The 19,177-nt window shown below is 58.1% G+C and carries 17 protein-coding genes; 8 read left to right on the forward strand and 9 right to left on the reverse strand.

Annotated features, from left to right (window positions below; all coding sequences use genetic code 11):
* Positions 1–88 precede the first annotated feature (88 nt).
* The 7 genes from QUE75_RS01460 (at position 89) to QUE75_RS01490 (ending at position 9,203) form a co-directional block, all read left to right on the forward strand.
* Positions 89–1,765, forward strand: a complete 1,677-nt coding sequence (locus QUE75_RS01460; RefSeq protein WP_286253178.1) for a methyl-accepting chemotaxis protein — start codon at positions 89–91, stop codon at positions 1,763–1,765.
* Positions 1,766–1,881: 116 nt separating this feature from the next.
* Positions 1,882–2,946 carry a TRAP transporter substrate-binding protein gene (locus QUE75_RS01465; protein WP_286255559.1) on the forward strand — a complete coding sequence of 355 codons (1,065 nt, stop codon included), beginning with the start codon at positions 1,882–1,884 and terminating at the stop codon, positions 2,944–2,946.
* A 130-nt stretch (positions 2,947–3,076) separates the two neighbouring features.
* Positions 3,077–4,198 carry a spermidine/putrescine ABC transporter ATP-binding protein PotA gene (gene potA, locus QUE75_RS01470; RefSeq protein ID WP_058093015.1) on the forward strand — a complete coding sequence of 374 codons (1,122 nt, stop codon included), beginning with the start codon at positions 3,077–3,079 and terminating at the stop codon, positions 4,196–4,198.
* Positions 4,191–5,048, forward strand: a complete 858-nt coding sequence (gene potB, locus QUE75_RS01475) for a spermidine/putrescine ABC transporter permease PotB (RefSeq protein WP_106694322.1) — start codon at positions 4,191–4,193, stop codon at positions 5,046–5,048. Before potA ends, potB begins: the two co-directional genes overlap by 8 nt.
* Positions 5,045–5,815, forward strand: a complete 771-nt coding sequence (potC, locus tag QUE75_RS01480) for a spermidine/putrescine ABC transporter permease PotC (RefSeq protein ID WP_058093013.1) — start codon at positions 5,045–5,047, stop codon at positions 5,813–5,815. The genes potB and potC overlap by 4 nt, the downstream gene beginning before the upstream one ends.
* Positions 5,812–6,849, forward strand: a complete 1,038-nt coding sequence (locus QUE75_RS01485; RefSeq protein WP_061332502.1) for an extracellular solute-binding protein — start codon at positions 5,812–5,814, stop codon at positions 6,847–6,849. The genes potC and QUE75_RS01485 overlap by 4 nt, the downstream gene beginning before the upstream one ends.
* A gap of 197 nt (positions 6,850–7,046) precedes the next feature.
* Complete coding sequence (locus QUE75_RS01490) at positions 7,047–9,203, forward strand: GGDEF domain-containing protein (RefSeq protein WP_286253184.1); 2,157 nt, start codon at positions 7,047–7,049, stop codon at positions 9,201–9,203.
* A gap of 2 nt (positions 9,204–9,205) precedes the next feature.
* Here the strand turns inward: QUE75_RS01490 and QUE75_RS01495 are convergent, their stop codons facing one another.
* The 7 genes from QUE75_RS01495 to QUE75_RS01525 all read right to left on the reverse strand — a co-directional run bounded on the left by QUE75_RS01495 (position 9,206) and on the right by QUE75_RS01525 (position 15,554).
* Positions 9,206–10,618, reverse strand: a complete 1,413-nt coding sequence (locus tag QUE75_RS01495) for an alanine/glycine:cation symporter family protein (protein WP_058093010.1) — start codon at positions 10,616–10,618, stop codon at positions 9,206–9,208.
* A gap of 156 nt (positions 10,619–10,774) precedes the next feature.
* Positions 10,775–11,218, reverse strand: coding sequence for a universal stress protein (locus QUE75_RS01500; protein WP_061332500.1), 444 nt, complete (start codon positions 11,216–11,218; stop codon positions 10,775–10,777).
* A gap of 33 nt (positions 11,219–11,251) precedes the next feature.
* Positions 11,252–12,538, reverse strand: a complete 1,287-nt coding sequence (locus QUE75_RS01505) for a TRAP transporter large permease (RefSeq protein ID WP_106694323.1) — start codon at positions 12,536–12,538, stop codon at positions 11,252–11,254.
* 37 nt (positions 12,539–12,575) lie between these two features.
* A complete protein-coding gene (locus QUE75_RS01510) occupies positions 12,576–13,172 on the reverse strand; it encodes a TRAP transporter small permease (RefSeq protein ID WP_072678710.1) in 597 nt (198 codons plus the stop codon).
* A gap of 115 nt (positions 13,173–13,287) precedes the next feature.
* Positions 13,288–14,316, reverse strand: a complete 1,029-nt coding sequence (locus QUE75_RS01515; RefSeq protein ID WP_286253192.1) for a TRAP transporter substrate-binding protein — start codon at positions 14,314–14,316, stop codon at positions 13,288–13,290.
* Positions 14,317–14,563: 247 nt separating this feature from the next.
* The gene (locus QUE75_RS01520; RefSeq protein ID WP_106694325.1) at positions 14,564–14,887 is read right to left on the reverse strand and encodes a high-potential iron-sulfur protein; all 324 of its coding nucleotides are present in this window, start codon (positions 14,885–14,887) and stop codon (positions 14,564–14,566) included.
* A gap of 127 nt (positions 14,888–15,014) precedes the next feature.
* Positions 15,015–15,554, reverse strand: coding sequence for an alpha/beta fold hydrolase (locus QUE75_RS01525; RefSeq protein ID WP_106694326.1), 540 nt, complete (start codon positions 15,552–15,554; stop codon positions 15,015–15,017).
* Between the two features lie 107 nt (positions 15,555–15,661).
* On the opposite strand from QUE75_RS01525, the gene QUE75_RS01530 reads away from it, so the two are divergent.
* Positions 15,662–16,207: a glutathione peroxidase gene (locus tag QUE75_RS01530; RefSeq protein ID WP_396631680.1), complete on the forward strand. Its 546-nt coding sequence runs from the start codon at positions 15,662–15,664 to the stop codon at positions 16,205–16,207.
* Here QUE75_RS01530 and QUE75_RS01535 read toward each other — a convergent pair.
* Both QUE75_RS01535 and nadN read right to left on the reverse strand, forming a co-directional pair.
* Complete coding sequence (locus QUE75_RS01535) at positions 16,174–17,193, reverse strand: LLM class flavin-dependent oxidoreductase (RefSeq protein WP_138436955.1); 1,020 nt, start codon at positions 17,191–17,193, stop codon at positions 16,174–16,176. The two genes, QUE75_RS01530 and QUE75_RS01535, sit on opposite strands and share 34 nt — an antisense overlap.
* A 147-nt stretch (positions 17,194–17,340) precedes the next feature.
* Complete coding sequence (gene nadN, locus QUE75_RS01540) at positions 17,341–19,161, reverse strand: NAD nucleotidase (RefSeq protein ID WP_286253195.1); 1,821 nt, start codon at positions 19,159–19,161, stop codon at positions 17,341–17,343.
* Positions 19,162–19,177 lie beyond the last annotated feature (16 nt).

Raw genomic sequence — 19,177 nt, forward strand, 5'->3', positions numbered from 1 at the left:
GGTATACAGGCGTTAACAAACTGGAACAGCCTTGTACGTGGCACTGTGGATAATCCCGAGGCCTGAGCAGACAATCCGGAGCAGAACCATGACATTGTTGAGCAACCTGACCATCCGAGCCCGCCTGTTGATTGGCGTACTGGTGCCCGTACTGATTACGGCGGGTACCATTGCCTGGATCACCGCCAGCCAGATTCAGGCAAACGGAGAAGCCGAGTTAGAACGCCTGGAGGAAGAGCTTCTGGATGCCCGTAAGGAAGGCCTGAAGAATCTCGTGGAAACGGCCCGGGCAGTGGTCATGGATGCCAAGAACAACTCCGGGTTATCTGACAGAGAAGCCCGCGAGGAAGCCCGCAAACGGCTACGCTCCATCACATTCGGGCAGGATAACTACGTTTTTGCCTACGCCCGTAATCTGGATAATCTCGCCTACGCTCCGGACCCTTCCCGCGAGGGCCCGACGACCAACCCCACGACACAGAAACTGGTTCGGGATCTGTTCTCCGCGGCGGGAACCGACGGCTTCTATGAGTACGACTGGCCAAACCCCGCCTCGGGCGAGGTAGAGCCGAAAGTGTCTTATTCAAGCATCATCCCGGGCTGGGACTGGATGATGGGTGCCGGTATCTACGTCACCGATATTGAGCGGGTATTGGTTGAGGCACGAAAGGAAATCGATTCGGCCATGGCGGCGGCCATGGGCTTTATCCTGTTGGTGACCTTCATTGTGGTTGCTGTGTCCCTGATCATCGGCCTGGTGATTGGCCGCACCGTGACAGCGCCACTGAACAAAGTCAGTAACATCATGCAGGAAATTGCCGATGGCGATGGCGATCTGCGCCAGCGTTTGCCGGAGGATGGCAAAGACGAGTTGGCGGAACTTGGCCGCCGGTTCAATCATTTTGTGGTCAAGATTCAGGATACTATTCGTGAAGTGGGCTCCACCACCGATCAGGTCGCCTCGGCCGCCGAAGAGCTGAGCCGTGTGGCCAACGAAACCCGGCAGTCGGTTCAGGAACAGGGCTCGGAAACAGACCAGATTGCGTCGGCGATCAACGAGATGGCAGCCACCATCCAGCAGATTTCCGGCAATGCCAATGAAGTGGAAAGCGCCGCTTCAGACGCCGACCGCATGGCCCGTGAGGGTGGTGAAACCATCACCAGCGCGCAAGGAGCCGTCAACCAGCTGTCAGAAGAAATGGAGAGCACGGCGGCCAGCATCAACGCCCTGGCGGAGAAGTCCAATGATATCCAGCAGGTTCTGGATGTGATCCATGCAGTCACCGAGCAGACCAACCTGCTGGCGCTGAACGCGGCCATCGAAGCGGCACGGGCGGGTGAGCACGGTCGTGGCTTCTCGGTGGTGGCGGACGAGGTTCGGCAGCTGGCCAAACGCTCTGCGGAATCCGCCGATCAGATTCGGGAAATGATTGATGGCTTTGTGGCCGAATCCAAGGCGTCTGTTGAACGGATGAATCATTCCCGCAAGAGTTCCGAAGCCACTGTCGAGCGCATCAATCACGCCACTGGTGCGCTGAACACCATTGTGACGTCGGTGACCCAGATCCATGATCAGGTAACCCAGATTGCCACGGCCGCGGAGCAGCAGAGCCAGGTGGCGGAAGAAATCAACCAGAACGTGGTGCGTATTGTGGATGCGGCCCAGCGCAGTGACACCGGTGTTACCCAGACCAATGAAGCCAGTCACGAGCTGGCGCGGCTGGGTGAAAACCTGCGCGAGCTGGTGAGCCAGTTCAAGGTCTGATACCGGCGAGGCCGGCCTGCCGCATTGGCGTGGCTGGCCTCCACGGTTATCATGGCTTTCCGTTATTTGTTCGTTTTACCCTCAAAGCAATAACAATGGAAGCCAACACCATGTCTATGCACAGAATCTTCGTGGCGGCCCTTACGATGGTTGCCCTGCTGACCAGCCCGTTTGCGGTGGCCGAGAAAACCTACACCATCCGCCTGGCTGAAACCTGGGGCCCGAACTCCAAAATCCTCGGTGAGACTCCCCGCAATATGGCCGCGATGGCGGAGCGGATGTCCAACGGCCGCCTGAAGTTCCGAATCGATTCCTCGAACAAGCACAAGGCGCCCTTCGGTATTTTTGACCTGGTGCGCAACGGCCAGTATGACATGGGCCACACTGCCTCGTACTACTACAAGGGCACCATCCCCAACGCCATGTACTTCACCACCATACCGTTTGGCATGATCACGCCGGAAATGTATGCCTGGTTCTACCACGATGATGGCATGGCGCTGATGCAGAAGGTTTATGAGCCCTATGGCCTGCTGTCGTTTCCGGGCGGTAATACCAGCAACCAGATGGGTGGTTGGTTTCGCAAGGAAATCAACTCCCTGGACGACCTCAAAGGCCTGAAGATGCGCACCCCGGGCTTTGCCGGAGAAGTGATGGCCGAGCTGGGTGTAGCGGTTACCAACCTGCCGCCAGGCGAGCTATACACCGCCCTGGAGCGGGGCACCATTGATGCTGTGGAATGGGTTGGCCCGGCGCTGGACTTCCAGATGGGCTTTCACCAGATCGCCAAGTACTACTATTCCGGTTGGCAGGAGCCCAATGCCGAGGTGCAGTTCCTGATCAACAAGAAAACCTGGGATTCGCTGCCGGCCGATCTTCAGGAAATTCTGCGGGTATCCATGCGCACCGCAGCCTATGACATGTACATCCAGAGCACCCACGAGAGCGGTGTCGCCTGGAGCCGCATGACCGAGGACTATCCGGACGTCACCCACAAAGTGTTCCCGCCGGAAGTGATCAACGCCCTGCGTGACACCACCAATCGCCTGCTGGATGAGTTCGCGGAGAAAGACGAGCTGGCCCGTGAAATCATCACCTCCCAGCGCGACTACCTCGGACAGGTACGGCCCTGGACCAACATTTCTGACAAAGCCTATCTGGATAGCGTTGCAGATCAGTGAGCAGCATGTTGGCAAACCTGCCGAAGTGAGCTGAGATCAAGGGGCGTCGGGATTGCGGATTATCCCGACGCCCCTTTCTGTTTGCCCCTGTTTCTGGAAAAATAAGCCGCTCATTCTGTGGGCAGGGCCGATGAAACAGACACTGCTATCTCTGAGCAACCTCTCCAAGCAATTTGACGGCAAAACGGTACTGGATTCGCTGGATCTGGAGATCCTTGATGGCGAGTTCATTACCCTGTTGGGGCCGTCCGGTTGTGGCAAAACCACCCTGTTGCGGTTGATGGCCGGTTTTGAGCATCCGGATGACGGTACCATTCTGCTGGGTGGCCAGGACCTGACCCACACCCCGCCGGAGAAACGCCCGCTCAACACCGTGTTCCAGAACTACGCCCTGTTCCCCCATATGTCGGTGTTCGACAACGTGGCTTATGGCCTGAAAATGGAAAAGCGCCCGAAGGAAGAGATCCGTCAGCGGGTCGACGAAGCCCTGGCCATGGTCCAGTTGGAGGAGTTTGCCCGGCGCAAACCACACCAGCTTTCCGGAGGCCAACAGCAGCGCGTGGCTATTGCCCGAGCGGTGGTCAAACGGCCGAAGATGCTGCTGCTGGACGAGCCCCTGTCAGCCCTGGACTACAAACTGCGGCGTACCATGCAGGTGGAGCTTAAGCGCCTGCAGCGGGAACTCGGGATTACCTTCGTATTCGTGACCCACGACCAGGAAGAAGCCTTGTCCATGTCAGACCGGGTCGTGGTGCTCAAGGATGGCCTGATCCAGCAACTGGGCACTCCCAGGGAAGTCTACGAGCGGCCGGCCAACCTGTTCACCGCCCGGTTCGTGGGCGAGACCAATTTCTTCCCGGGCCGCATCGACAAAGCCAACGGCGATGACACCATTACCGTGGATGTGTTTGGCCTGAAACGCACCTTTCGCAAACCCGACTTCCCGGTGGCCGCCGGCCAGCCCCTGCACGTTCTGTTGCGCCCGGAGGACATCCGGGTTCTGGCGCCGGATGACGATGACGGTGTGGCCGGCAAGGTGGTGGAGCGGAACTACAAGGGCAGCACCCTGGATTCGGTTATTCACCTTGAGGACGGCACCGAGGTACTGGCGTCGGAATTCTTCGACGAAGACGATCCCACCTTTGACTACCGATTGGGTGAGCCGGTGAAGGTGAGCTGGGTAGATGGCTGGGAATGGCTGCTTCCCATGGAGAGCCCGGAAGCTGAAGCGGAAGCCAACCTGGATGAGTAGCGTCACGCAGCAGCCGTTTCGCACGGCGGTACTGGTGCTGGTCTGGGGCTGGCTGCTGTTCCTGGTACTGACCCCGAATCTGCTGGTGGTGGGCGCCAGCGTGATGACCCGGGACCCAGGCAGCTTTCTGTCCCTGCCTCTGAACCTGGACGCCTACCGGCAGTTGATGAACCCCCTGTACCTGGACGTGTTCCTGCACTCCCTGTACATGGCGGCCATGACCACCCTGATCTGCCTGCTGATCGGCTATCCTTTCGCCTGGGCGCTGACCAAGGTTGGCAAGCAGCGGCAAATGTTGCTGATTTTCCTGCTGATCGTACCCTTCTGGACCAATTCACTGGTGCGCACCTATGCCCTGAAGCTGCTGCTGGCCACCAATGGCCTGCTGAATAACGCGCTGATGTCCCTGGGCATAATCGAAGAGCCCCTGCGGATGCTTTACACCGAGGGAGCCGTGATTGTCGGCTTGGTGTATTTGCTGCTGCCGTTCATGATCCTGCCGCTGTATGCGGTTTTTGATGACCTGAGGGAAGATTTGCTTCGGGCGTCTCACGATCTTGGCGCCGGCCGCTTGGCGACCTTTGTTCATGTGATTGTGCCGCTTACCCTGCCCGGTGTGCTGGCGGGCGTTATGCTGGTGCTGTTGCCGGCCATGGGGCTGTTCTTTGTGCCGGATATTCTCGGCGGCTCCCGCAACTTGCTGGTGGGTAACGTCATCAAGAACCAGTTCCTGGATGCTCGTAACTGGCCCTTCGGCGCCGCTGCCAGCATCGTGTTGACCCTGGCCATGGCGTTTCTGATGTTTGCTCACCGCCTGAGTAAGCGGCGGATCGGGGAGGACGGTGTATGAGCCGCTGGTTGCCCCGCACCTACCTGACCCTGGTGTATGTTCTGCTGTACGTACCCATCATCGTGTTGGTGGTGTTTTCTTTTAACGATTCCCGCAGCGGCTATGAGTGGGGTGGGCTTAGCCTGCGTTGGTACGAGGCGCTGTTCAATAACCGGGCCATGGTGCAGGCCATGTGGAACTCCCTGTGGCTGGCGTTGTCTGCCGCCACTGTGTCGACCATGATTGGTGCCCTCACCGCCCTGGCCCTTCATCGGTACCGGTTCCGGGGCAAGAAGCTGCTCAATGGCATGCTGTTTATTGTGATGATGTCGCCGGAGATCGTGCTGGCGATTTCACTGCTGGCGCTGTTCCTGTTAGTGGGCCTGAAACTGGGCTATGTGTCGTTGCTGCTGGCCCATGTCACCTTCTGTCTGCCGTTTGTGGTGATTACGGTCATGGCACGCCTGAGCGGCTTTGACGAACGCCTGCCGGAAGCCGCGCGGGATCTGGGTGCCAGCGATTTCACCATGACCCGCACGGTGCTGATCCCGGTGATCATGCCGGCTTTGGTGGCAGGCTGGCTGTTGGGGTTTACACTGTCACTGGACGATGTGGTCGTCAGTACCTTTGTCAGCGGCCCGAGTTATGAAATTCTGCCCCTGCGCATCTACTCCATGGTGCGGGTAGGGCTGAAGCCGGAAGTGAATGCATTGGGTACGCTGTTGCTGGTGTTCTCACTGTTCATGTTGATCTTGTCTCAATGGATATTGCTAAGGAGTAGACGATGAAGAAACTGGCACTGGCCGGTATGCTGGCCATAGGCCTGACCGGGTGTAGCTCTGAAGACCCGCAGGTGCTGAACCTGTACAACTGGTCCGAGTACATGCCCCAGGAAGTCCTGGACAGGTTCACCGAGGAAACCGGTATTCAGGTGGTTTACACCACCTACGACAGCAACGAAGCCATGTATGCCCGGCTGAAGTTGCTGGACGAGAGCGCTGCCTATGACCTGGCTGTGCCTTCCACCTATTACGTCAGCAAAATGCGCCAGGAAGACCTCCTGATGCCCATTGATCGCAGCAAGATTGAAGGCTTTGGTAACCTGGACGACGATCTGGTGAACCTGGATATTGACCCGGACAACCAGTACAGCATTCCTTATCTCTGGGGCACCACTGGCATCGCGGTGGACACCGATGACGTGGAAGGCGAGGTGACGGCCTGGGCAGATCTCTGGGATGAGCGCTTCCAGGGCCGTGTCATGCTGACCAACGACATGCGCGAAGTGTTCCACGTTGGCCTGCGGGTACTGGGTTATTCCGGTAACAGCACTGACCCGCAGGAAATCGAAGAAGCCTACGAAAAACTGGCGGAATTGATGCCGTCTGTGCGCACCTTCAACTCTGATGCGCCCCGCATGCCCTACCTGGAAGGCGAAGCCGACGTGGGCATGATCTGGAACGGCGAGGCGGTGATGGGTAAGGAAACCATGCCGAGCCTGGAATACGTGTACCCGGAGGAAGGCATCATTGCCTGGCTCGACAGCTTCGTGATCCCGAAGAATGCCCGTAACCCGGAAGCGGCGCACCAGTTCATCAGCTTTGTGTTGCAGCCGGAAATCGCAGCCCTGATCAGCGAAGACATTGGTTACGCGACGCCTAATCAGGCCGCGCTTGAGTTGCTGGATGAGTCCGTTGCTAACGACCGAGCTAGCTACCCGACCGATGCGGATATGGAGAATGCTGAATTCCAGGCGGATATCGGTGATGATGCTTTGCAGATCTACGCAAAGTTCTGGGAAATGCTGAAATCCGGCCGTTGAGGACTCCTACCAGGGCGGCCCAGTGCCGCCCTGAATTCTTCCCGCCAGAATAGTTCTGTAACTGCTGCCTACGGTTTATACTGAAAACATAGCGTCCAACAGCAGGTTTCGCTTTGCGCCCCTCTTCCTGTCGCACTTTATTCTGCCTTGCCACACTCGTTTTGGCGCTCTGCCTGTCCCAACCGGCGTTGTCTGCCATGCAGCCAGTGGATGAAGGGTGGCAATATCGCTGGGGCGACTCCCCTTTCCTGGCTGACGGCACACCGCTTTGGCTGGACGAACCGGACAGCGACAAACACTGGCATGACATTGCTTTCCCTTCCAACCCTCCCGGCCGAAAAGGGCAAGAACATGCCTGGTTCCGGGTGACATTACCGGAAGGGGAGTGGTACGCGCCGGCACTATACATCTACAGCGTCGATATCATCCTGCAGGTCTGGTTCCGGGGCGAGTTGCTGTATCAGTACGGCACCTTCGACGAGCACGGCCGTGGCAAATTTGAAGGCTGGCCCTGGCACGAGATTCCATTGCCCGATGGCTACGAAGGCGAAACCATGTACTTCCGCGTGTTCTCAAATTACACGGATATCGGGTTGTGGGGGGAGGTGGCCATTCTCGATCACCCGGACCTGGTGCTGCACATCGTTGGCAACTCGGCCGAGAGTCTGGTTATTGCGGCGTTATCCGGACTGATTGCACTCCTTGCCCTGGTATTTGCCCTGATCCAGCGAGGCCAGAGAAGTTTCGCCAGCATTGCCCTGTTTGCATTCCTGACCGGCGTAATGCTGCTGGCGGAAAGCCAGGCCAGCTTGCTGATCCTGTATCAGCCACTGCTGTGGGACTATCTGGCAGCGGGCTCTTATTATTTGATTCCGGTTGCACTGGCGCTCTTGCTAAGCCAGTGGCTCGACGCCCGTCGCCCCCGCCTGGTTCGCTGGCTGATGTGGCTGCATCTGGTGTTTGCGGCTCTTGCCCTTATGCTGGCGCTGCTCGGGTTAGTGAACCTGTCCTCTACATTCCCGGTGTTTGACGGTGTTTTGCTGATCTCCCTGGCATTAATGGTGGCGGTGGTTGTCAGGAATTTCAGTAGCTTGTATCGGGAACAGCAGGTGTTTCTGTTTACCTGTGGCGTGTTTATCGTTCTGCTGATTCTGGATATGGCGGTTGCTCATGGCTTTCTCCCCTGGGGGCGGGTGCCGGTCAGCTGGGGGGCGCTGGCGTTCTCGCTGGCGCTTATCAGTATTTCTGTGTGGCATTACGGCAAAACCCAACAGGCCTTGCATCAGTTGACCGTTCAACTGGAGCAGAAGGTGGCTGAGCGCACTGCTCGAGCTGAAGCGCTTGCTGAGCGAGAGGTAGAGCGGTCACGGCTGTTAGCGCTGGAGAGCAAGAAAAGTCAGAAATTGGCGGACACCATTGCGGCCCTGCAGGACTGTGCGGGTGTGGAAGAGGCTTTCCAGCCTTTGCTTCAGGCGCTGCCGCAACTGTACTTGCCGATTGCTGGCTGTTTCTACCGGCGCAACCCGGGTGGCGGCTATGATCGGGCCTGCCTCTGGGGCAGATCCGCTGCCAATACCTTTCCACCCAGCCTGACGCAGGATCTTTCCGGCCTGATTGAGACCGTTTTACCCGTGCGGAGCCAGGACGTACCTGCACAACTCTGTTTCCTGCTGCGGGTTGAACCAGCCCAGTTCGGGAATGTTCCTGAGGGCGTGTTGCTTTTGGAGCGACCGAATCTGCCAGACGTCGTGAAGGATTACGGCACCGCCCGGGTGGTTGCCTGGGTGTATCAGTCTGTCGAGAAGATCGGGATTACCCTGTCAGGGTTGGCCCTGCGATCCGAATTGCAACGGTTTTCCTATGAGGACAGCCTGACGGGTCTTAAAAATCGGCGCTACTTTGATGAGTTATTCCGACATGAGCGGGAAGTCGCCATCCGCTCAGAGCGCCCACTGAGCCTGTTGATCTTCGATATCGACCACTTCAAGCGCTTCAACGACAGTCATGGCCACGATGCCGGCGATGAGGTTTTGCGAATGGTTGGGAGAGTCCTTGAGAACTGCTTTCGCGGGAGCGATACGGTATGCCGTTATGGGGGAGAGGAGTTTACGGTTCTGATGCCAGGGGCGTCACGGGAGGAAGCCCGCCAGAGGGCGGAAAATCTTCGGGCAACCATTGCCGAATCTCAGGTTGAATACCTTGGAAAGCAGTTGGGCAATCTGACGATATCGGCAGGTATTGCATGCTGGCCGGAAAGCAGCCCGGAGTTCGACGAGCTGTTCCGGGCAGCCGACCGGGCGTTGTATCAGGCCAAGGCCGCTGGCCGTAACCGGGTGGTTACGGCCAGTGTTTGAGCTTAATGCCAGATGTTGCTGTCGATTTTCTCGTGCAGCTCCGGGTAATCCTTTGACTTGAAGTGGGGTACCAGTCCCTCTTTCCGTTGGGCCAGGTAGTCCTTGGTCAACTTGGCTACCGTGCCGGACAGCAGCACAATCGCCACCAGGTTGATGGCCGCCATCAGTCCCATCGAGGCATCCGCGGCGTTGAATACCGTAACCACCGCTTCATAGCCGCCCCAGATCACCATGGCCAGAGCTGCCAGGCGAAGCAGGGTGAGCCCGAGGGTGCTGCCGCCTTTCAGGTAGATCAGGGCGTTCTCGGCATAGGTGTAGTTGGCCACGATGGACGTGAAGGCAAAAAACAGGATGGCGACGGCAATAAAGTAGCCACCAAATTCACCCAGGTGGACTTCCATGGCCTGCTGGGTCAGTTGCGTACCGGTGATGCCAGAACCGGGTTCCAGCACGCCGGCCAGCAGAATCATCACGGCTGTGGCGGTACAGATAATGATGGTGTCGACAAACACACCAAATGCCTGAACAAGGCCCTGTGACGACGGGTGGTGCGGTGCTGGTGTGGCGGTGGCCGCGATATTGGGGGCGGAACCCATGCCGGCTTCGTTAGAGAACAGGCCCCGCTTGATGCCGTTGAGCATCGCGGCGGTCACCGAGCCGGCGGCGCCACCGGCGGCTTCTTCCAGGCCGAAGGCGCTTTTGACGATCATCGTCAGAATGCCCGGTACCTCGGTGATGTTCATGGCCATCACGCCAAGTGCCAGCAGCACATAGGCGCCCGCCATAAACGGCACTACGAACTCGGCAAAGCGAACGATCTTGCGCAGACCACCAAAAATCACGATGCCGGCGAGCGCCGCGATGACCACACCAACACCCAGTTTGGGTGCACCAAAGGCACCCTCCATGGCGTCGGCGATGGAGTTTGCCTGCACAGCGTTGAACACCAGGCCAAACGAGATGATCAGGCAAACTGCGAAAATGGCCGCTGCCCAGGGGGCTTTCAGGCCCTTGGCAATGTAAACCGCCGGACCGCCCCGATACTGGCCCTTGCCGTCACGCACCTTGTAAAGCTGCGCCAGGGTGCTTTCGGCATAGCCCGTGGCCATGCCCACCAGTGCGACCATCCACATCCAGAAAATGGCGCCGGCACCGCCGAGGTACAGGGCTACGGCCACGCCGGCCAGGTTGCCGGTGCCGACCCGGGAAGCAAGGCTGGTACACAGCGCCTGGAAAGGTGAGATACCGTGAACGTCGCTTTCACGGGAGCCGCGGATGGCCCTGACCATTTCGCCGAAATTGACGAATTGCAGAAAACCCAGGCGGATGGTGAAGAAGACACCGACGGCCAGCAGGCCGTAGACGAGGACATAACCCCAGAGAATCGAGTTGAGAAAATCGACAATTGCAGTCATGGGTAGACGCCTTGTGATTTGAGTTTTGTGAATTGAAAGAAACGCAAGGCGGGGGAGTCTAGCACGGTGAAAATCTGATCAGACTGCGGAAATCCGTGATTGCCAGAGGGCCGGTATTTTGCAATACCGGCCCGAGATTGCAGCATCAATGTCTGTTCAGACCACCAATACCGGGCATTTGGCATGGGACGCCACCCGGTGGGAAACACTGCCGAGGAACATGCCGTCTTTGTCGCTGTTGGTGCCCTTGGTACCAACGACGATCAGATCCGCCTCTTTGTCCTGGGCGAATTTTACGATCACCTTGGATGGCCGGCCGGCTTTCACAAAGCCGCGCACTTTGGTCGCGCCGTGTTCCTTGGCCAGTTCCTTGGCATGGTTCACCACTCCCTTGGCGTAATCCGACAGTACCTTGTCCGGAATGTCCATGTCGTCGGGGCGTCCGATCGACAATGACGCCTCGAACAGGCTGTGATGCTTGTAGACGCACAGGATGAAGATCTCGGCATCCGGGATCAGCTTCTGCAGGTCAATCGCCTTATCCAGTGCTTTCAGCGAGGTTTTGGAGCCATCCACGGCTACCAGAATCCGTTTGAACATAGGTCTCTCCTGTTACTGGCCGGGGAACCCGGCTCAGTCTCGGTAAGCCAGGTCCCTCAGGAACAGGGCGATATCCGGGAAGGCAATGATTAGCCCGGCGGCGGCCACCAGCATGAAGATAAACGGTGGCGTGCCTCGGATCACTTCCATGTAGGGGCGTTTGAAGATGGCGATGGCGGTGAAGATGTCACAGCCAAACGGCGGCGTTGCGGAGCCTATGGCTACCTGCAGGGTGATCAGCACCCCTACCAGAACCGGGTCCAGCCCGGTTGCCTGGATGGCTGGCGCAAAGATGGGGGTGAGCACCAGGATGACCACAATCGGGTCAACAAACATGCAGGCGATAAAGAAGGCAATACAGATGGCAATCAGCACACCCACCGGGCCCGCTTCGTTCACGCCGACGGTTTCCAGAATGGCCTGGGGAATCTGGGCGAAGGAGATAATCCAGGAGAAACCATTACCAACGGCAACCAGAATAAATACCACGGCGGTAATCAGACCGGTGGACTTGGCGATCTTGTAGATGTCGTTGAGCTTCAGGGAGCGGAAGATCACGAACTCCAGCAGGAAGGCGTAAAGTACGCACACGGCGGCGGCTTCGGTGGGGCTGAATATGCCGCCGTAGATACCGCCAACAATGATCACCGGGAACATCAGCGGCCAGGAGGCATCCCGCACTGACAGCGCCCGTTGTTTCCAGGTGGCCTTTTCTTCGGTTGGCACATTGTGCTTGTACGCATAGAACAGGCAGTACAACGAGAACATGAACAGGATCAGAACGCCCGGACCAATGCCGGCAATGAACAGCTCGGCAATGGAGGTCTCGGAGATAACCCCGTAGATAATCATCCCGATGCTCGGGGGAATCAGGAATGCGATATCACTGGCGTTGATGATCAGCGCGAGCGTGAACGGGTCAGAATAGCCCGCTTTCAGCATCTTCGGGCGCAGAGGCGACCCAACCGCCACCACCGTGGCCTGGGTAGATCCGGAAACCGCCCCAAACAGGGTGCAGGAGGTGGCGGTACTGATGGCCAGGCCACCCTTGATGTGGCCGATGAAGGACATCACCATGTTGATCAACCGGTCGGCCGACTGGCCCCGGGTCATGATGTCGGCGGCCAGAATAAACATGGGTACCGCAATCAACGACGCCGGCCGGATACCACCCATCATTTGCTGGATGAAGGTTTGCATCTGGCCGAAGCCGTCGAACATCATTACAAAGCCAACCACCGCCGCGGTGGTCAGTGGGATCATCATCGGGAAGCCCAGCAGCAGTAGCCCGATCATGATCAACATCAGAATGGTTGCCATAAGTAATCTTCCTGTTCCTTATCGGGTTACGGCTGTCTCAGACCTCGGACTCGGTATCAGCGTAGCCATCCACCACGCCGGTCGAGAGGTAGACGTCCTTGCTGGTGAGGTTCTTGATGGCTGTCAGGAAATACTGGATTCCGGTAATGGCGAAACCGATGGGCGCCCATATATAGATGATCCAGATAGGTATGCCCAGGGCAGGCAAAATGCGGCCACGGCTATACAGCGTTTCGATGTAGCCGTAGGCGTGGTAACACAGGAAAAACATCACCACCGAAGTGAACAGGGCGATGAAGATCATCAGAACCTTTCGGCCTTTGGCGGGCAGGGCGTCGTATACCGCCGACATTCGGATGTGGCGACCATGGCGGGCGGCGTAACCAATCCCGGCGAAGGTGATCAGAATGATCAGGATGCGGTTGATCTCACCAGAGAAAAACAGGCCTTCTCCGAACACAAAACGCCCGATAACGTTGGCGCAGGTGTTGATGGCCATGAGGATGACGCCGGCGGCGAGCATGACTGCCTCGACCTTGGCGATCCACTCGTCGATGGTGCCCAGAAAGCCCGGTAAACCGGACTCGTAGGTACCGGTATCGTCTTCAACAACCTCCTGGGGATGTTCAGACATGGATTCCTCTCCAGAATCATTTGCTCCCGGCCGGTAAAGACCCCGGCGGGGCGGGGGTTAAACCAGGGCCGGACATCAAAGGGTGGCACCGGGCCACCCTTTGAATCCTGCCGTTTTACTGTCCCTGAACGGCTTCGAGGTCGGCCTTGAACTGGTCAAGCAGCTGCTGGCCACGTTCGCCGGTCATGCGAATGAAGCGTTCTTCCACCTGCGGTGCGCGGGCGCGGAAGGCTTCAATCTGCTCGTCGTTCAGGCGGGTAACGGTAACCCGATCACTGGCTGCCTGGATTTTCTCCAGGGCTTCATCGGCCAGGCCATCGATGTGAACGATGATTTCCTCAAAGGCGTAGTCCGCAGCATCGCGAACCAGCTTTTTGTCTTCATCAGACAGGCCGTTGTAGAAATTCTGGTTCGCCATCATGGCGGTGGTAAACCAGCCGTGGCCGGTGAATACCAAGTTCGGGGATACCTCGTACAGACCACCGGATTCAATCCAGAATATCGGGTTTTCCTGACCCTGGATCATGTTGGTCTGCAGGGCACCGTACACTTCACCCCAGGGCAGCGGCGTGGGTGTGGCACCAAAGGCGGAATAGGTTTCAGACAACAGCGGGTTGGTCATTACCCGGATTTTTTTGTTGCGGAATTCTTCCGGTGAGGTGACTGGCTCATCTACCGTGACCACCATTTCACCCTCGGGGTACATCTTCAGCAGTTCCAGGCCCTGCTCGGAATAGAGCTCCGGGAAGTCTTCGTTGATGGCCTTGGATTCCCGGAAAAACGTGATAACCGTTTCCATGTCGGTCGGCATCAGGTAGGGAATGAAGAAGATCTGTGCTTCGGGAATCAGGGAGCCGGTGAAGCCTGGTGACTGGTTTACGAAGTTGAGAATGCCAGCCTGGGTTTGCTCCATGATGTCATCAGACTCGCCCAGCTCGCCGAAGCGGAACACCTGGACCGTGTGGTCGGAATTCTCCTCAACGTATTCCTTGAATTTGTAGGCGTAAACGTCCTGAACATCACCCTCGTATTCTTCATGGGCATAGCGCCAGTTGGCTGCGTTTACCGAGTTTGCCGCAGTGATCGCTGCAAAGGCGAACGCCGAAAAACCGGCCAGTTTCCTGAATTTACTTGTGTTGCTCATCGCGCTGTCTCCGTTTGTTTTTTTGCTGAAATCCTTTGTTACATTATTAAAGACTGGCAAAACATGAGGGTTTTCGCAAGGAAATGGCCAAAATCAGATAATTCAGGCGACAGGTTTTATTGGTATCGCAAGTCTATGAATTTTCGATTTATTCGGTTTTCTGTCTTACTCAGGGGAGGAAAAAATTGAATTTTTGATGGCGGGCAGGTGGATGACAGGCGGCCTTGTGGCCGCCTGTCATGTTACGTTAACCGCCCGGTACCCAGGTGTTACACCAGCCATCGGCATTGACCAGTACATCGCTGAACTGCGGGTGGCGGCAACCGCCCCATCCCCCGGAAACTTCCCCGGCCCAAAACGCACAGTTGGAACACTTGTTTCCATCCTGATATTTCTCATGATCGCTGGTACTACCGTCGTTCACGTAGTCCAGGGCATGGCCGTCCTCCGCTTTCGGCTTCTCGGCTCGGGCTGCCGGAACGTGTGTGGCCACCCGTGCCAGTGGAACGGCAGCGACACCTAACGCGGCAGTGCGCAGGAATACCCGTCGACTTTTATTGAAATCGCTCATTGGTAACTCCTTTCTCTCTCATCATTTATGGGTTGCCCTGCCGGAACCGGGGTTCAGGCAACGGCGAGGGCAGCAGAACCACCCTACCAAAATGATTCGGTCATGCACGGCGTTTGGATGACATCGGTCAATGATGACGCGGGTTTAATCCGGTGTTCATGAGAAAGGCACGGAACTCATCGGCAACCCGGGTAACGCTGTGCTCCAGCCGGTGGTTGTCGGGTAACAGCAGGATTGGCAGGTTCTGCGCTTGCGCCAGTTCAATGACCGGCATAGGTGGCACCACGTCGTCCTGCCAACCGTGGATGATCTGGGTATGCCGGGCCTGAATGCGAGGCCGGCTTTGGGGGTAATCGGGGAGGGCCAGGGCTGGCGCCAACAGGAAACAGCCCAGTACCGGTGTGTCTGCACTGGTTTGCGCACACACCCAGCCGCCCATGCTGGAACCGGCAAGAATGGTCCGGGCCGGGTCAGCACCCGCTGCCGCCATGGCATCTCGCATTTGCCCAAGGCGCTGGGCCGGGTCTTTGGTGCTACGATGATCAATAGCTTCAGCGTGGACGCCGGCGAACGACTCCGCCACCGTTTTAAGGGCCTGGATCTTGGTACTCCCGGGGCCGCTTTCGAGCCCATGGGAAAGAAAAACGAAAGTTTCGGGTGCAGACACGGGATTTACTCCGGTGGTTGGTCAGGAACTTTGGCGTTAAGTCGGGTTATGAGCGGATTGCCACTCGCAATCGTATTCCTTCTTGTCAGCAGAACAGGAGTCTAACAATGCACACGACACGATGGCAGCGGTGGTCGCTGATCGCGCTTATGGTTGCTGCTTTGCCAGCATGGGCCGCCGAGTGCCCCGCCTTTCTCGACCATGACCAGCGCAAGCTGCACTCCAGGGATTCCGTCAACCTGTGTGACCTGGCCGCCGGCCAGCCGATGCTGGTTGTGAACACCGCAAGCCGATGCGGTTATACCGGCCAGTTTGAGGGGCTCGAAGCGCTGCATCAGACATTCCGCGACAAGGGCCTGGTTGTGGTGGGCTTCGCCAGCGATGATTTCCGGCAGGAGGCGAGCACCGAAGAAGAAGCGGCCGAGGTTTGTTTCGTCAACTTTGGCGTCACCTTCACGATGATCGCGCCCGGGCCGGTGACCGGTACCCAGGCGAACCCGGTGTTCCGCGAGATCAACCGTCAGAGCCAGCCGCCGCGCTGGAACTTCACCAAATACGTACTGGACCGGGACGGCAAGGTCACCGCCAGCTTCACCAGCCGGGTTCGCCCGGACGATCCTCAGTTAATGGAAGCCATTGAAGAGGTGCTCTGATCCCGGGTTTGCGCCAGGATGTCGAGAGCATGACGGCGCTGTGCCGGGTCATAGATATCGACGGTGAACATCAGTTCGTCTACGTGGATATCCGCCAGCAGGTTATCGAGTTGGTGGCGGATATCATCGGCGTCGCCCATCACCTGTAACGCCAGGAAATCCAGTACGCTGAGCTTCTCACCGGCATTCCACAGACCGTCCATGGATTCAACCGGCGGTTTCATCCACAAGGGCTGGCCCCGGAACAGAGACAGAATGCGCTGGTAACTGGTGGTGGCCAGAAACTTTGCCTGATCCAGTGAGTCGGCCGGAATGGCCGGAATGGCAAGCATGGCGTAGGGCCGGTCCAATTGGGGTGAGGGCTGGAAATTATCCCGGTAAACCCTCAGGGCTTCCCGGTACAGCCTTGGGGCGAAGTGCCCGGCGAAGGCATAGGGCAAGCCCCGGGCAGCTGCCAGCTGGGCGCTGAACAGGCTTGAGCCCAGAAGCCAGATGGGCACCTCGGTGCCCGCCCCGGGAATTGCCTTGACCGGTTGGTCCGGTTGCAGGGGGCCGAGCAGGCTTTGCAGGCGGGCCACATCTTCCGGGAACTGTTCTGCTCCCAGGCCTTCACGGCGCAGCGCCCTGGCCGTGATCGGGTCGGTACCCGGCGCCCGGCCAAGGCCAAGGTCAATGCGCCCCGGATAAAGACATTCCAGGGTGCCAAACTGTTCAGCCACCACCAACGGCGGGTGATTGGGCAGCATGACGCCACCAGAGCCAACCCGAATGGTGTTGGTTCGACCAGCGATATGACCCACCAGCACAGACGTGGCGGAACTGGATATGCCCTCCATGTTGTGGTGCTCGGCCAGCCAGAACCGCTTAAAGCCCAGTGTTTCGGCATGTTGGGCGTAGGCAACACTGTTTGCCAGTGTGGTGCTCACCGAATCACCTTCGCGGACGGAGGCCAGTTCGAGCAGGGAATAATCGGGCAGGGTAGGCATAGTTCTCCGGTGGCTGTTGTAATCAATGGACAGGCAACCATGGTGATGTCGGCGGCCTATTTCAAGAATAGCGAAGAAGTATACTGGGAGGGTAGCTGAAGTCCGGCCAGTCGGGGGCGACTGACCGGAGGTTACCAAGGCGCTGCTTCAGAGGGCGGGTATATAGTTCTGGGTTGAATATTCGTCTGCGGACGGCTTGCTCAGGGAGCCTACCTCAAGAACGTAATCGACAAACGACTGGGCATAATCCAGGAACGTATCGGTTGCCCGGCCGTCGTCAGAAACGGCGCCAAAGGTCACATAGCCATCGCGGCCGCCGGCGGTGAAGCTGTTGGTGACCACGTTCAATTCCTCGTCATCGGCCAGGGCTCGCCATTCGGCCGAATTGCGCGGGTTGACCTCAATGTTGAACAAGCGCTCGCCTTCCGGTCGGTTCATGTCCACTTCCCAGCGCAGCCCTGCCGCGTAGGGGTAGGCGCCGCTGGAGCCGCCCTCAACATGGGCAAACTCAACCGCTTCGTTCAACACCGCCCGGATTTCCGCGCCGGACATGGCCAGGTCCGTCAGGGTGTTGGCAAACGGCAGGAGCGTGTAGGCGTCGCCGATGGTGATGCTGCCAGCAAACAGGTCGGTTCGGACGCCACCACCGTTCTGGATGGCCACATCGGCGTTCTTGCTCAGGAACAGGAAGGCCTGGGCAACAAGGTTGGAGATGTCGCTGCCGCGGTTGGGGTCTTCGCCGTCGCACGTGTCATCCCCATAGGGCCGGCCGGGAATTCTGGCCAGGCAGAGATCTTCGGTGGCGGTTCCGATTACCCGGTTGCGGAAATCATCCAGTTGGTTGGTGTAGTAGGCCAGCAGCTGTGCGGATGTCGGGTCTGGCGTTACCAGGCTGAGCTGGTCATCGGCGTCGATGGCCGCCAGGATGTCGGCGCGCTCGCTGCCCTCCGGCTCGTAGTTGTTATCTTCCGCATCTTTGCGCGTGAAGTTATCACCCAGGAGCAGGTGGGGCGTGCCGCTGCACGAGGTTACTACGCCGTTTTCGTCCCAGGTAACGCTGAGCTCGCCAACCACTCGGGAATACTGCCACGCCTGGGCTACGCATACTTTGTCACCATCGGCATTGGTCAGTTCTGTTGGGTAGGGCCCTGCAGCAGACAGTCCGTAGGCATCGAAGTCTCCCAGCAGGCTGTGGGAATCACCACCGATGATGACATCCACGCCGGACAGCGACGCTGCCAGGTTCAGGTCGTTGTCGTACTGATAATGGGTCAGCAGCACGATCTTGTTGATGCCGGCCGCCTCGAGCTCGTCGATCATGGCCTGCGCCGTTTCCATCTCATCGAGGAATTCGGTGGTCTCCAGCGGGCTGGAGCTGTTGCGGGTTTTATTGGCTATGTCGATACCGACTATGGCCACCTGCTCACCACCGATTGATTTGATGACGTAGGGCTGGATGTAGTCATCCTCGGCAATCGGTGCCAGGGGAGTGCCAACCTGGGGCTTGACGTTGGCGGCCAGTACCGGCGTCTGACAGCTTCCGCTATCCAGCAGATCAAGGAACTTCTTCAGCCCCTCATCGCCCCGGTCGAACTCGTGGTTGCCCAGTGCAAAGGCATCGAAACACACCTGGTTCATCAGTCGGGCATCGGCCTCTCCCTCAAACGATGAAAAATACAGGGTGCCGGTGATGGCATCGCCGGCATGTAGTTTCAGGACGTTGTCCAGGGCCGCCTCACGCTCTGCGATCTTCCCGGCCACTCGTGGAAAGCCGCCAATCGGAAAGGACGTGCTCTGGCCGGCAATCATCAGGGACTGGGAGCCCTCTTCCAGATGGGAGTGGTGGTCATTGATGTGCAGGATGTTGGCAGTAAAGCTGCTGGCTTCCGGGGTGTTGTTATCGCTGTCGCTGTTGCAACCGGCCAGTGCGGCCAGGGGCAATGCAATCCATAGGGTTTTGCGAATCATGCCTGAACTCCTTGTT

The sequence above is a fragment of the Marinobacter shengliensis genome, from assembly GCF_030297115.1.
GTDB lineage: Bacteria > Pseudomonadota > Gammaproteobacteria > Pseudomonadales > Oleiphilaceae > Marinobacter > Marinobacter shengliensis.